The sequence below is a fragment of the Acetivibrio mesophilus genome (assembly GCF_004102745.1).
GTDB classification, from domain to species: Bacteria; Bacillota; Clostridia; order Acetivibrionales; family Acetivibrionaceae; genus Hungateiclostridium; species Hungateiclostridium mesophilum.
The window spans coordinates 89443-104485 of record NZ_RLII01000005.1 but is presented as its reverse complement, the minus strand read 5'-3'; the positions used below and the strand labels follow the sequence as shown (position 1 = coordinate 104485).

The 15043-nt window shown below is 39.1% G+C and carries 8 protein-coding genes; 1 reads left to right on the top strand and 7 read right to left on the bottom strand.

Translation table 11 applies throughout. From position 1 onward, the window contains the following. Window positions 1-76 precede the first annotated feature (76 nt). Window positions 77-2440, bottom strand: coding sequence for an ATP-dependent Clp protease ATP-binding subunit (locus EFD62_RS06340; RefSeq protein WP_069194161.1), 2364 nt, complete (start codon window positions 2438-2440; stop codon window positions 77-79). 329 nt (window positions 2441-2769) lie between these two features. After that, on the bottom strand, window positions 2770-5598 hold the full coding sequence (gene uvrA / locus EFD62_RS06335; RefSeq protein ID WP_069194162.1) for an excinuclease ABC subunit UvrA: 2829 nt from the start codon (window positions 5596-5598) through the stop codon (window positions 2770-2772). A gap of 635 nt (window positions 5599-6233) precedes the next feature. On the opposite strand from uvrA, the gene EFD62_RS06330 reads away from it, so the two are divergent. Further along, window positions 6234-7298 (top strand): 3D domain-containing protein, encoded by a 1065-nt coding sequence (locus EFD62_RS06330; RefSeq protein ID WP_069194163.1) that lies wholly within the window; start codon window positions 6234-6236, stop codon window positions 7296-7298. Between the two features lie 123 nt (window positions 7299-7421). Here the strand turns inward: EFD62_RS06330 and uvrB are convergent, their stop codons facing one another. From uvrB to EFD62_RS06305, 5 genes are all read right to left on the bottom strand, one after another. After that, complete coding sequence (uvrB, locus tag EFD62_RS06325; RefSeq protein WP_069194164.1) at window positions 7422-9401, bottom strand: excinuclease ABC subunit UvrB; 1980 nt, start codon at window positions 9399-9401, stop codon at window positions 7422-7424. A gap of 168 nt (window positions 9402-9569) precedes the next feature. Beyond that, the gene (locus EFD62_RS06320) at window positions 9570-9905 is read right to left on the bottom strand and encodes a DUF2752 domain-containing protein (protein WP_083225124.1); all 336 of its coding nucleotides are present in this window, start codon (window positions 9903-9905) and stop codon (window positions 9570-9572) included. A gap of 57 nt (window positions 9906-9962) precedes the next feature. Next, window positions 9963-10322 carry a DUF4234 domain-containing protein gene (locus EFD62_RS06315; protein WP_069194166.1) on the bottom strand — a complete coding sequence of 120 codons (360 nt, stop codon included), beginning with the start codon at window positions 10320-10322 and terminating at the stop codon, window positions 9963-9965. 177 nt (window positions 10323-10499) lie between these two features. Further along, window positions 10500-12683, bottom strand: coding sequence for a DNA gyrase/topoisomerase IV subunit A (locus EFD62_RS06310; protein ID WP_069194167.1), 2184 nt, complete (start codon window positions 12681-12683; stop codon window positions 10500-10502). A gap of 72 nt (window positions 12684-12755) precedes the next feature. Further along, window positions 12756-14741: a DNA gyrase/topoisomerase IV subunit B gene (locus tag EFD62_RS06305; RefSeq protein ID WP_069194168.1), complete on the bottom strand. Its 1986-nt coding sequence runs from the start codon at window positions 14739-14741 to the stop codon at window positions 12756-12758. Window positions 14742-15043: the final 302 nt, after the last annotated feature.

The following is a 15043-nucleotide window of genomic DNA, read 5'->3' as shown; positions in this document are numbered from 1 at the left end:
ACAATATATAACATAAAAAAGCATTTACTTAGGTGTCCTAAAGCAAATGCTTTTTTATGTTGTTATCTTAAAATACTCATCCGACGTTAGAACTGTCTATCGTTCCGCCTTTTATATCAAATGCAATACTTCCATCCTTAACACCAACTACAATATTGCTGCCTTCCGCAAACAAACCTTTGAGATACATATCGGTAAGTTCGTCTTCAATATACTTCTGTATTGTTCTTCTAAGAGGTCTTGCACCGTATTTGGGGTCATAGCCCTTCTCAAGGATAAACTCCCGGACCTCATCCTCAAATTCGATACTCATTTTCTTATTTTCAACTTCTTCGACAACATCTTTGAGCATCAAATCAACTATTTGTCTGAGTTCTTCCCTAGTAAGCTCATTAAATACTATTATCTCATCTATTCTGTTTAGGAACTCCGGTCTGAAGGTTTCCTTCAACACTTCCTTAATTTTATTCTCCATAGCAATATAGCTGTCATTTGCAAAGCCTATGCCACTCGCCTTAAGACTGGTTCCAGCATTGGATGTCATTATCAGTACTGTATTTTCAAAGCTTACAGTCCTTCCATGGCTGTCCGTAGCCCTGCCATCCTCAAGAATTTGCAGCAGCATATTGAATACATCAGGATGCGCTTTTTCAATTTCATCCAAAAGTATTACCGAATAAGGCTTTCTCCTTACTTTTTCCGTAAGCTGTCCACCTTCCTCATAACCCACATACCCCGGAGGTGCCCCGATAAGCTTAGATACCGTATGCTTTTCCATATATTCGGACATATCCATCCTAATAAGTGCTTCTTCACTTTCAAAGAGCTCTATCGCCAGCGCCCTTACCAGCTCCGTCTTACCCACACCGGTAGGACCCACAAAAATAAATGATGCCGGTTTCTTTCTTTTCTTAAAGTCAGCTCTATTTCTTCTGATGGCCTTTGCAACACTGCTTACTGCATCGCGCTGTCCAATGACTCTGCCATGAAGCCTCTCTTCAAGATTAAGAAGCTTTTTGGCTTCAACTTCAGTAAGCCTTTGAACCGGAATCTTGGTCCAAGACTCTATAACATAAGCTACATCGTCAAGGGTTATTTCCATATCCTTATTCTTATACTCTATTTCCTTTATCTGCTGAAGAAGCTTACATTCCCTAACCTTAAGGTCAGCCGCCTTCTGATAGTCCTCAATTGAATCTGCGGAAATGGCGTTCTCCTTTTCTTCCTGTACTTTCTTCAATTCTTCCTTTAAAGCTTCAAACTCCACAAGACCAACGTTTTTTATATTGGCTCTCGAACCGGCCTCATCCAGTACGTCTATTGCTTTATCCGGCAAAAATCTGTCCGTAATGTACCTCTCGGAAAGAATCACCGCAGCCCGTATTACCTCATCGGATATCTTAACCCTGTGATAGCTTTCATAGTAATCCTTTATACCCTGCAATATCTCAATGGTTTCCTCAATTGTAGGCTCATCTACCAATATCGGCTGGAATCTTCTTTCCAATGCTGTATCCTTTTCAATATGCTTTTTGTATTCATTTAGGGTTGTAGCACCTATAACCTGTATTTCACCTTTTGCAAGAGCAGGTTTTAAAATATTGGCAGCATTCATAGCTCCTTCGGCCTCTCCAGCTCCCATAATATTATGAATCTCATCTATAACCAGTATTATATTTCCCAGGGCCTTACATTCCTCGATAATACCCTTCATTCGGTTTTCAAATTGGCCTCTGAACTGGGTACCTGCTACTATACCGGTAAGATCAAGAACATAAACCTCAGCATTAAAGAGCTTTGCCGGAACATCTCTATCGACGATTCTCACAGCAAGGCCTTCTGCAATTGCTGTCTTACCTACACCCGGCTCACCGATTAGGACTGGATTATTCTTATTTCTCCTGTTTAATATCTGAATTATCCTTTCAATCTCCCGATTTCGCCCAATGACGCGATCTATCTTCCCTTCTTTCGCCTTGGTAATCAAGTTTGTACCATAAGTGTCAAGGTACTTTTTCTTTTTTGGCGCCTTTTTCTCCTGAGTCTTGGTTCTGGTATTGTTTTTGTTGTCCTTATCTTCCTTCTCTGCTTTGCCGTCGGATTCCGATTCCTCCTTTGAATCCTTCAATCCCATATTATCCATCGACCTGTGCAATGACTTGTTAATCAGGTTTAAAAACGGATTGGTAGGATTTGGACTGGCATCAGCATCATTTATATTGGTCAAATCTATTTCTTCAAAAAAGCTCCCTACCTGCTTGTTTAAATCATCTATTTCTTCATCGGATATACCGGTTTGTTCTAATATTTGATTTATCGGTTGAATTCCCTGCTTCTTTGCACATGAAAAACATAAGCCCTCTTGGGTTTGCTTGCCGTCTACTATCTTGGTAATAAAAACAACTGCCAAATTTTCTTTACAAACTGAGCACATCATCATAGCCTAATCATCCCTTTCACTTCGCTTGAAGCACAAAACGGAGCGAAACCGCTGCCTTCCAGCTAATTAGTAGTAATAAATATATTATTTTCAGCTCATAGTAATAATCCTTATTGTTAAATTGCGGATTGTCCATGTTTATTGCATAAAATTATTATGTTTCAAGTATAACACATATTTATGCATTAGGTCTAACAATATTCCATTGCCATTAAAACGCATCTTGATTAAAAATTGAATTTAAACCTGCCGAAAATGGCAAAACCTGCGTTTTAAGTAATCTATCTTCCTCTTTATCAAACATAAACACAAAAAAGTGTGGGCCGGATCTAGGATGGTAAAACATTTTTTAGAAAATGCCCTGTATAAGAACCCTCAACCTTTACTATCTCTTCCGGTGTTCCCCAAGCAACAACTGTGCCACCGCCGCTGCCACCCTCCGGTCCCAAATCAACAATATAATCGGCAGTCTTTATAACGTCAAGGTTATGCTCAATAACAACCACGGAATTGCCTGCTTCAACCAGTCTGTGAAGTATACCGACAAGCCTGTGGACATCAGCTATATGAAGCCCTGTAGTAGGCTCATCAAGAATATACATTGTCTTTCCTGTACTCCTTTTGGAAAGCTCAGTGGCAAGCTTTACTCTCTGCGCTTCTCCCCCGGACAGAGTGGTAGATGACTGTCCCAATTTGATATAACCAAGACCCACATCATACAATGTCTCCATTTTTTTCTGTATCCGCGGTATATTCTTAAAAAACTCAAGAGCCTCTTCAACGGTCATATCCAGAACCTCTGCTATATTCTTGCCCTTATATCTTACTTCAAGAGTCTCCCTGTTGTAGCGCTTGCCTTTGCAAACCTCGCAGGGAACATAGATGTCCGGTAAAAAGTGCATTTCAATCTTGTTTATACCATCACCTGTGCAAGCCTCACATCTTCCGCCCTTTATATTGAAGCTAAAACGCCCGGACTTGTATCCCCGGGTCTTGGCCTCAGTGGTACCGGCAAATATTTCCCTTATTAGGTCAAACACACCTGTATATGTTGCAGGATTGGACCTCGGCGTACGCCCAATGGGTGATTGGTCAATATCTATAACCTTATCAAGATGTTCAATCCCTTTCATTAAATCATGTTCTCCCGGCTTCTGATTTGCTCTATTGAGTTCATTAGCCAAGCGCTTGTACAATATTTCATTCACCAGAGAGCTTTTCCCTGACCCTGAAACACCTGTAATGCACGTAAATACCCCTAAAGGTATATTTACATTAATATTCTTTAGATTATTTTCTCTGGCTCCCATAATTTCCAGCCATTTCCCATTGGGTTTTCTTCTCACTTCCGGAACTTCAATTTTTTTCGTTCCGCTAAGATACTGTCCAGTGATAGAATTTGGATTCTGCTTAATCTCTTCAACAGTACCTTCTGCAACTATTTCTCCCCCATGGCTTCCTGCTCCCGGACCCAAATCAATAATATAATCCGATGCATACATTGTATCCTCGTCATGCTCAACAACCAGTAAGGTATTTCCCAAATCCCTCATCTTCTTGAGGCTCTTAAGAAGTTTGTCATTATCCCTCTGGTGAAGACCAATGCTAGGCTCATCCAGGATGTATATCACCCCCATAAGCCCTGAGCCGATTTGCGTAGCAAGCCTGATTCTCTGAGCCTCTCCTCCGGACAGAGTTCCTGCTGCCCTAGAAAGGGTTAGGTAATCAAGACCCACATCAACCAGGAATCCTAATCTTGCATTTATTTCCTTCAGTATTTGACGGGCAATGAGCCCCTGTCTTTCTGTAAGGCTTAGGTTGGCAAAAAATTCTTTTATTTCTCCGATGGACATGGAGCAGACCTCATGTATATTTTTACCGCCAACAGTAACGGCAAGACTTTCTTTTTTCAATCTTGCCCCCTTACACTCAGAGCAGAGAGTATTGCTCATAAAACCCTCATAGTACTGCTTCATACTCTCCGAATTTGTCTCTTTGTATCTTCTTTCCATGCTGTTTACAATTCCCTGAAAACTTGCTGTGAACGATCCTCTTTCATCTTCTCTTTCATAATCTATTTTAATTTTTTCCCCGTTATTGCCATAGAGTATAATATCAAGAATATGAGGAGGAAGCTTCTCAACAGGAGTATCTACACTGAATTTATAGTGCCTTGCAAGAGCATCTATATACATCCTGGCATAACTTTCGCCATTGGCTATATTCCATCCTGTTGCCCTGACAGCTCCGTCTGCCAAAGAGATCTTCTTATCAGGTATAACAAGATCTGGGTCTATTCTCATAAGAGAGCCCAAGCCGGTACATTCGGGACAGGCACCATAAGGATTGTTGAAGGAAAACATCCTTGGGGTTATTTCCTCCATACTCACGTTACATTCAGTACAAGCAAAATTCTGACTGAGAAGTATCTCTTTTGCGCCTATAACATCAACAATAAGTATTCCGCTGCTGAGGCGAAGTACGGTTTCAATGGAATCTGTAAGCCTTTTTTGAATGTCAGGCCTTACAATCAGCCTGTCCACTACAATTTCAATACTGTGCTTCTTATTCTTGTCAAGGTTTATCGGATCATTTACATCCATTACCTCTCCATCTACCCTAATCCTGACATAACCATCTTTTTTTACATCTTCTATCAGCTTATTATACTCACCTTTTCTTCCTCTCACGACAGGAGCAAGAAGCTGAATTCGGGTACCTTCCTCAAGCCCCATAATTTTATCCACCATCTGGTCCACTGTTTGCTGGGAAATCTCCTTTCCGCAAGAGTAACAGTGGGGAGTACCTATCCTTGCAAAAAGAAGTCTTAAATAGTCATATATCTCCGTAACCGTACCGACAGTAGAACGGGGATTACGGCTTGTGGTCTTCTGATCTATCGCTATAGCCGGCGACAGACCGTCAATATAGTCAATATCCGGCTTTTCCATCTGCCCTAAGAACTGTCTAGCATATGAAGACAATGACTCTACATAGCGCCTCTGTCCTTCTGCATATATCGTATCAAAAGCAAGAGATGATTTCCCCGAACCGCTGAGCCCGGTAATAACAACAAACTTGTCTCTTGGAATCGTAACATCTATATTTTTCAAATTGTGCTCTCTGGCACCTTTAACAATAATATTATCTTTTCTCATACAAACACCTGCTCAATTTTAATTTTAATTAAGGCTCTACTAGCACTTATATAACGAGAGGTAAGAAAATTTTTCTATAACCGGACAATTATCTTTGAACCAAATCGTTATAAACAGCTATTATTATACCAAATAAACTGCAATTTTCAAACATTTGTTCGAACTTTTTTATGAATATTTATATCCTCCTATAATAGACCTTAAACAACTATTTTTCTTCAGTGGCGAAGTATATAGTAAGGCATTCCTATTAACAAAGATAATTTTTTTCCATATTTTTTATGTTTTGTACTATGAAAGGATGCTTTTTTGTATTATAATATAAACAATACAACATGAATTTGCATTTTTATCCCAGACATTTGCCGATGTATAGTCGGTGCACCATCAATGATATTTTTTAATACAATTTATATGAATATGCCAAACATCTTTTTTAATAGAATATATAGATAATAATTGAAAATATAGACAACGCAATCTATACACCATATTTACTCAACTCCGATCGTTGTCTGACATTGCAAATAACTGCATTATACTGGTATCTTTAATGCAGTTTATATTGATTTATATTATATTATTTTTATTTGTTATAACCTGCAGAAAAGCGCTCTTAAGATGGGGGGATTACTATGGGAAATGCAATAGGAAATATTCTTAATTGCCCTGAACTCAGCAATATTCAGAACTCTAACAAGGAATATCTGTCAGAGTATTTTCAAGACGAAGATATTAATAGTCTGAACTACCCTGAAGTTCTCGAAGAGGTTCTGATGAACGCAACACATTTAAAACTAAACTATCCTGAAATACTCGATGAAATACTTAAAAAAGTGGATTCAGCTGTTCTATCTTCCAAATCAGGTAGTATTCTCGAACGAGTCAAATGCTGCAGCCATTCTATCCTCAGCAAAAAGGATCTTGATCTGAAAATGGTAGCAGCAGGGTCAGTAATGACTTTTCTGCTTACCTGCGCCAGCAATAATGCCATCAATTCGATCACAGAAAAAGCAGTCAACAATATGCAAAATATCAAAAGTTCCACTTGGATATCCCCAAGCAGCACAAAACCGTCCAGCCTCGTCAAAGAGAACATAACCTGCAATAAAGAGGGATTGTCTATGCCTGTTGTTGCTATCAATACCATGAATATTCCTTTGACTGAAATCAGCCAAAAAAATATAACAGATATAAAAGATATAAAAGACAAGAGTTCTTCAAGAACTCAAACCACACCTGTAAGCAGATCCAAAACCATTACACCGACTAATGCAACTGAACTTAAGGTTGCTGAAACTAATGTTTCACGCACAAAAGTTGAAGTTGCCGACATTATGCCTCAGTGCAAAAAGATAATTAATATGACAGCTACAGCATACGATCTCTCATATAAGAGCTGCGGCAAAACCCGCGAACATCCTGCGTATGGTATTACGGCCTCAGGTAAGCGTGCCACCGTTGGCAGAACCATCGCCGTAGATCCATCTGTCATCCCGCTGGGGACCAGGGTATACATTTCTTTTCCCGACGCATACAACTATCTTGATGGAATATACATAGCTGAAGATACCGGAAGCCTTATTAAGGGCAATAAAATAGACATTTTCTTCGGCGAGGACAAACCCGGCGAATCGATAATTTACAATAAGGCTATGGGATTTGGGTTGCAGGAAGTAGTAGTATACGTACTGGATTAATATAAGCTCGGGACATCGAGTCCCTTCGATTTGGCCTCTTTCATTTGATTCCAAGAGGCCAAATTATTTAAAAGCTCAGAAACCCTGCTTAAGTTTCTGAGCTTTTATAATGCTGACCGGTCTTTACTCTATTTTCTTCTTAAGCTCTGCAATTTTATCCCTTAGCTCCGCAGCCCGTTCAAATTGAAGCTCTGCTGCCGCTGTCTTCATTTCATTACTTAGCTTATCTATTATCTTCTCTACTTCATCCTTATCCATTGAGTCCTCATCACCGCGAATAAAGTACTTGGCATCCTCTTCCGCAACCTTTGTAACTTCAATTACATCCCTTATACCCTTTTGAACACTCTTCGGCGTAATGCCATGCTTCTGGTTATATTCCGATTGTATTTTTCTTCTTCTATTGGTCTCATCAATAGCCTTTCTCATTGAATCGGTAACGGTATCGGCATACATTATGACCTTTCCCTCAACATTTCTGGCCGCTCTTCCTATGGTCTGAATCAATGAGGTTTCCGAACGAAGGAATCCTTCTTTGTCGGCATCCAAAATAGCCACAAGGGATACTTCCGGAAGATCCAGCCCTTCCCTTAGCAAATTAATACCTACCAAAACATCAAAAACTCCAAGTCTTAGATTTCGTATTATTTCCATTCTTTCAATGGTCTCAATGTCAGAGTGCAAATATTCAACTTTAAAATCAAGCTCCTTCAGATAATCCGTCAGATCCTCCGCCATCTTTTTTGTAAGAGTGGTAACCATAACACGCTGATTATTTTGAATTCTTTCACTTATCTCCCCAATCAAGTCATCAATCTGTCCTTTTACAGGCTTCACAACTATTTCGGGATCAAGCAGCCCTGTAGGCCTTATTATCTGTTCTACTACCTGTTCCGAGTTCACCTTTTCATACTTTGATGGTGTCGCGCTGACAAATATAATCTGGTTAATCTTCTTCTCAAACTCTTCAAACTTCAGCGGTCTGTTGTCAAAAGCCGAAGGGAGCCTAAACCCGTACTCCACAAGGGATTCCTTTCTAGATCTGTCACCATTGTACATAGCTCCAATCTGGGGAATGGTAACATGGGATTCATCAATTATCATTAAGAAGTCTTCAGGAAAATAATCAATGAGCGTAAAAGGCGGACTGCCAGGAGTTCTTCCGCTTATATGCCTTGAATAATTCTCTATACCCTGGCAAAATCCTACTTCCTGCATCATCTCAAGGTCATATCTTGTCCGCTGTTCAAGCCTCTGGGCCTCAAGGAGCTTACCGTCAGACTTTAGCTCCTTAAGTCGCTCCGTAAGCTCTTGCTCTATTGTAATTATAGCCTTTTCCATCTTTGACTTTGTCGTAGCATAGTGGGAAGCCGGAAAAATAGCCACATGAGAACTCACTCCCGTTATCTCACCGGTCAATGAATCAATTTCGGTTATTCGTTCGATTTCTTCTCCGAAAAACTCCACCCGCACCACTTTATCGGAGGATGATGCCGGAAATATTTCCAGTATGTCGCCCCTGGCCCTAAACTTCCCTCTCTTGAAGTCAATTTCATTTCTCTCGTATTGAATATCCACCAGTTTTCTAATAATTTCATCTCTGTCCCTTATCATGCCGGGCCGCAGAGAAAGCATCAAATCGGTATAATCCTCCGGATCTCCCAGACCATAAATACATGAAACACTGGCAACTATTATAACATCTCTTCTCTCAAACAGTGCAGCAGTAGCCGAGTGTCTCAGCTTATCAATCTCATCATTTATTGATGAATCCTTCTCAATATAGGTATCAGTGGAAGGAATATAAGCCTCCGGCTGATAATAATCATAATAGCTTACAAAATACTCAACACAGTTATTGGGGAAAAACTCCTTAAACTCACTACAGAGCTGCGCCGCAAGGGTCTTATTATGGGCAATCACAAGGGTAGGCTTCTGAACTCTCTCAATAACATTGGCCATGGTAAATGTTTTACCCGATCCGGTCACTCCCAGAAGGGTCTGCCCCCTGCATCCTCTATTAATTCCTTCAACAAGTCTATCTATAGCCTCAGGCTGATCCCCGCGGGGGTTGTAATCAGACACAAGCTTAAACTCATGCATATAAACATGCACCTCAATTCAATCTTTAGGGTTATTTCACTTTATTATACCACAGTTGTGTGCACATTCAAACATATGTTTGGGCAATAAAAAAGAAAACATAAAAAAGAAACCACAAACATGTACTTTTGTGATTTCCTTTTGGTAAGTATATTATTATTCGATAAACTATCCGCCGAACAATCTAAACAGCTGCGGTATCAAAGCCTTTGAATTGTACTCCATCGGTGGAGTGTCAGGAAAAAACAGTATAAGCCTAACAATCCATAGAAGGATAAATCCTGCCGATACCGATACCCATAGGATATTGTTTTTATATAGGCGCACAAAAAAGCTATTGTTTTTGAAAACAACAATTATGGCCAATATAACAGGAAGCAGAAACAGAGGATGATAATAAAAAGCTGATGCTAAATCGAATTTAAATAAACTAAAATACGCTCTCGTCATTCCGCATCCTGGACATGGAAGTCCAAAAAAATTCTTAAAAATACATAATCCCACTTTTTATTACACCTCAGCACCCGCCACTTATAAGAAGTGGGGACGTTTATCGCCTCGTTATATTACATTCTGTTCCCAAATTTTATTAGCTGCCGACTGCATAAGTGCCATACTAACAATAGATAAACCAAAAACAGCAAGCAACAGATACAGTATCGCATTGTCTTCTGACCTTAATCCTGCCAGTTCCTGAGCTTCGGTTATCATCTTTCCATATTTATAATACCAATAAATCAAATAAAAACCACAGGTTACGATGCACAACAAAAGTTCTACCCCTGGGCTCGTCGATGACTTACCTGTAGCTCTCTGCAACTCCTCTGACATTTTATAAATCCAGTAGAAAGCATAAATGCCACAGGTTACAATTGAAAGAACCACAACTAATCCTGGTGACCTTACTTGATTCTTATACATTTGACCAACTCCTTTTGTAGATTATATGCATTCTGTAAATAAGTCCGGTACAACACCAAACCTCTCTACAATAACACAACTTCTGAAATTATTCAGATAAAGCCGTATTACATCATTTATATTACCAGAATAATTTCATAAACGCAATAAATTCGTGAACATTTTGCTGTTATCCCTTTAGAGATCAAGTTTTATCTGGTTATCATCAACATCTTCATCTTTAAGATAGCAACCGATAGCAGGAATATTCTTTGTCCTGTAATAGTCAGGATCTGTAAAAGAGACCTCGCTAATTTTTTTAATACAAGTCATTATACTTCCTTTTTTTGACTTAAGCACTTGAACACCTTGTGAATCTCTCGTGGACTTTGAATTTATGCCGGAAGTATTGAAGATAAGAACTTTATTTAAGCTACTAAAGGCCACCAATTCTTCATCCTCCATTATGTGTCCTATATAAATCAGCTTTGACAGACCGTTATATGCATTGGAAAGCTTCTTTCTATTTGTTTTGGTTGCATAACTTTCGAGCTCTATCTTAGCTACTTTGCCATTCTCAAAGGCAAATATCATTTGACCCTTATAGTCATCCGTAGCAACCATATGAATAATCTCCTCACCTTCTTCAAGGTTTAGAACATTTGAAAGAAACTCACCTAGGCTGCTTGCTTTACAGTCCTCAATTTCATATATCCTCATCTTGTACACGGTCTGTTTGTTTGAAAACAGCAGAAGATCTGCCTTGTTGTGAGTTTCCAGTTCCTGTACTATAAAATCATCCTCTTTTAGCTTATGCTCGGGACTGGTCCTTAATGATGTCAGAGGAATCTTCTTTAAATAATTTTGCTGGGTGAGGAACAGCTTTAAGTTGTAATCCTCTATCAGATGTTCTTGAGTTATCTCTTCGACATGCTCCTCTCCTATAATCTCAGTACATCTGGGCTTACCATACTTCTTTGAAACCTCCTCCAGTTGCTTTATGATAACCTTCTTGATTTTTTTCTCGCTACCGTATAAATCATTAAGCTCTGCTATTTCCTTCTTTAGGCTGTCAATCTCGCTAACACGCTTTATGATATACTCCTTATTAAGGTTTCTAAGCTTTATTTCTGCAACAAATTCAGCCTGAACTTGATCTATTTCAAAGCCCTCCATGAGGTTTGGAACTACCAATGCTTCCTGTTCCGTATTTCTTATGATCTTAATAGCCTTGTCGATATCTAATAGAATCTTCTCCAATCCAAGAAGGATATGAAGCTTTTGGGACTTTTTGTCTATGTCAAAAAGCGTTTGTCTTTTGATGCACTCCACTCTGAAACTAATCCATTCCCTAAGAATCTGCTTGATTCCCATAACCATAGGATGACCGTTAATAAGTATGTTAAAGTTGCAGCTAAAGCTGTCCTGCAGTGGAGTAAATCTGTAAAGCTTATTCATAAGCGTATCGGGATCTGTATTCTTTTTTACATCCAGCGCTATTTTAAGGCCGTTTAGGTCTGTCTCGTCCCTCACATCCGATATATCTCGAATCTTATTGCTCTTTACAAGATCGATAATAGAATCAATAATGGCTTCGACAGTTGTAGTATAAGGTATCTCGTATATTTCTATGCAGTTGTTTGCTTTATCATACCGATATTTTGCCCGGAGCTTAAAGCTGCCCCTGCCTTTTTCATAAATCTCCCGCATTTCCCCTTCATTATATATCAGTTGTCCCCCCGAAGGCAGATCAGGAGCTTTTAAGACTTTAAGGAGGTCCATGTTTTCATCCTTTATAAGCTCAATAGCAGCATTGCATACCTCTATAAGGTTAAAACTGCATATGTTACTTGCCATACCTACTGCAATACCCTGGTTTGCATTCACTAAAATGCTTGGGTAAGTAGTAGGAAGAAGCCTTGGCTCCTTCATTGTCCCGTCATAGTTGTCAACAAACTCAACAGTATCCTTGTCAATATCCCTAAAAAGCTCTTCACATATTTTTTCAAGCTTTACCTCGGTATAACGGGGTGCAGCAAATTTCATATCTCTCGAATAATGTTTTCCGAAATTACCCTTAGAATCCACATAGGGAAGCAATAGAGCATTGTTGCCGCGAGTCAGCCTCACAAGGGTCTCATAAATTGCCATATCTCCATGGGGATTAAGCTTCATGGTCTGCCCCACTACATTTGCAGATTTGGTCTTTTCACCGGTCAACAGTCCCATTTTATACATAGTATAAAGCAGCTTTCTGTGGGACGGCTTAAGTCCGTCTATCTCCGGTATTGCCCTGGAAACAATTACACTCATCGCATAGGGCATATAGTTCTTTTCAAGAGTATCAACTATCTTCTGCTCAATCAAATTGTTTGATGGCATATTATTATTTCACCTTTCCACTATTACTTTTTATATACTGACCTACCCACAATTTCAGTACTTTATATAATATTAGCTCACATCTATCATATCAAGATACTTATATCCGTTTTCTTCAATATACATTTTTCTTCCGGGAAGGTTATCCCCAAGAAGAAGATCAAAAAATTCCTCTGTTTTCTTAATATCATCGGGAACCACCTGAATAAGCCTTCTCGTTTCCGGATTCATTGTTGTCTGCCACATCATCTCAGGATCATTCTCACCAAGGCCTTTTGAACGCTGTATTGAGTATTTGCCCTTAAGCTTTGAAACGATTTGATTTTTTTCCTTGTCGCTATAAGCAAAATAAGTTTTATCCTTTGTCCTTATCTCAAACAGCGGTGACTCAGCAATAAATACCTTTCCAACCTGTATCAAAGTTGGGACTAGCCTATAAAGCATTGCCAGTATAAGAGTCCTTATCTGGAAACCATCCACATCGGCATCGGTACATATAATTACCTTGCTCCATCGGAGGTTGTTTAGGTCAAATGTACTGAGCTCCTTATTGTGCTTTGACTTAATCTCAACACCACACCCGAGCACCTTTAGGAGGTCAACAATAATATCATTCTTGAAAATACTGTCATACTCTGCCTTAAGGCAGTTTAAAATCTTACCTCTGACCGGTATTATAGCCTGAAACTCAGCATCTCGTCCAAGCTTACAGGATCCTAAAGCAGAGTCTCCTTCCACTATATAAATCTCTCTTTTATTAACATCCTTGCTTCTGCAGTCTACAAACTTTTTAACTCTGTTTGAAATGTCCACATTTCCGCTGAGCTTCTTTTTAATATTGATTCTGGTTTTCTCAGCAGTCTCCCTGCTTCTCTTATTCACCAGCACCTGTTCCAAAATCTTGGTGCCTTCCATTTTATTTTCTATGAAATAAACCTCAAGCTGCTGTTTCAGGAAATCAGTCATTGCCTCCTGAATAAATTTATTGGTAATTGATTTCTTCGTCTGATTCTCATAACTCGTTATAGTAGAAAAGGAATTTGTTACAAGTATAAGACTGTCCTGTATATCCTGAAATGTAATCTTGGACTCATCTTTATTGTATTTGCCCTGGGATTTAAGACACCTGTCCACCTCATAAACAAATGCATTCTTTATCGCTTTGTCAGGGGCTCCACCATGCTCCAAAAAGCTGGAATTGTGATAATACTCAAGGAGGTTCACCTCATTGTTGAAGCAAAAGGCTATTTGCATTTTAACCTTATACTCAGGCTTGTCCTCTCGGTCCCTTCCCCTTGTGCTTGTCTCATAATACTGAATTTCTGTAAATCTCTTATCTCCCGAAATCTCCTTTACATAATCCACAATACCATTTTCATAGCAGAATTCAAAACTCTGACCGGACTCTTCATCCTTCAATATAAATCTTAAACCGGCATTAACAACAGCCTGCTTCTTAAGCACTTCGGTATAGTATTCAAGAGGTATATTTATATCTGTGAACACATCCAGGTCCGGTCTCCATTTGATAATGGTTCCCGTGCTTTCATAGCTGCATTTCTCCTTTTTAAGCCCACCGATATTTTCACCTTTTTCAAAATGCAGGTCATACCTCATACCATCTCGGTAAACAGTGACATCCATATACTCCGAGCTGTACTGAGTTGCACAACTTCCCAGCCCATTTAATCCAAGGCTGAATTCATAGTTTTCACCAGAATTATTTTTATATTTCCCGCCTGCATAGAGCTCACAAAATACCAATTCCCAGTTATAACGCTTCTCACTTTCATTATAATCCAGTGGTATTCCGCGTCCATAGTCCTTTATCATAACAGAATAATCCTTGTATCTGGTAACCTCAATCACTTTGCCAAAGCCTTCTCTGGCCTCGTCTATTGAGTTTGACAGTATTTCAAAAACCGAATGCTGACACCCTTCAATACCATCAGAGCCAAATATAACTGCCGGACGCAGTCTGACCCTGTCAGCACCCTTAAGAGATTTAATACTGTCGTTCCCATATCTTTCAGCTCTATTCTGCTTTTCCTTTGCCATAACCTCTGTGTCACTCCTATTATTATTCTTTGAATTACCGATGTACCCTATGATTCAGCTTACATCAAACTTATGTTCGTGTCAAGTTTGGCCCTTGTTAAAGTTATTTAAAAAGGCTAAATATAAGCGAAAGAATATAATTCCAACTTTCTGTTGATTTTTGCTAAAATATGATATATAATTATTATGTTGGCGCTTCTTTCAATTTTTATTTGGCCAATTCTTAACTAAGTAATTTCTTTAATCATATTTATTCAAATTCCAATATAATATTGTGTAATAGTTAATATATATCAAGCAAT

What these genes read in the sequence shown, in the direction of transcription:
- EFD62_RS06340 (WP_069194161.1), bottom strand. Translation starts at nt 2,440, where the DNA reads ATGATGATGTGCTCAGTTTGTAAAGAAAATTTGGCAGTTGTTTTTATT.
- uvrA (WP_069194162.1), bottom strand. Translation starts at nt 5,598, where the DNA reads ATGAGAAAAGATAATATTATTGTTAAAGGTGCCAGAGAGCACAATTTG.
- EFD62_RS06330 (WP_069194163.1), top strand. Translation starts at nt 6,234, where the DNA reads ATGGGAAATGCAATAGGAAATATTCTTAATTGCCCTGAACTCAGCAAT.
- uvrB (WP_069194164.1), bottom strand. Translation starts at nt 9,401, where the DNA reads ATGCATGAGTTTAAGCTTGTGTCTGATTACAACCCCCGCGGGGATCAG.
- EFD62_RS06315 (WP_069194166.1), bottom strand. Translation starts at nt 10,322, where the DNA reads ATGTATAAGAATCAAGTAAGGTCACCAGGATTAGTTGTGGTTCTTTCA.
- EFD62_RS06310 (WP_069194167.1), bottom strand. Translation starts at nt 12,683, where the DNA reads ATGCCATCAAACAATTTGATTGAGCAGAAGATAGTTGATACTCTTGAA.
- EFD62_RS06305 (WP_069194168.1), bottom strand. Translation starts at nt 14,741, where the DNA reads ATGGCAAAGGAAAAGCAGAATAGAGCTGAAAGATATGGGAACGACAGT.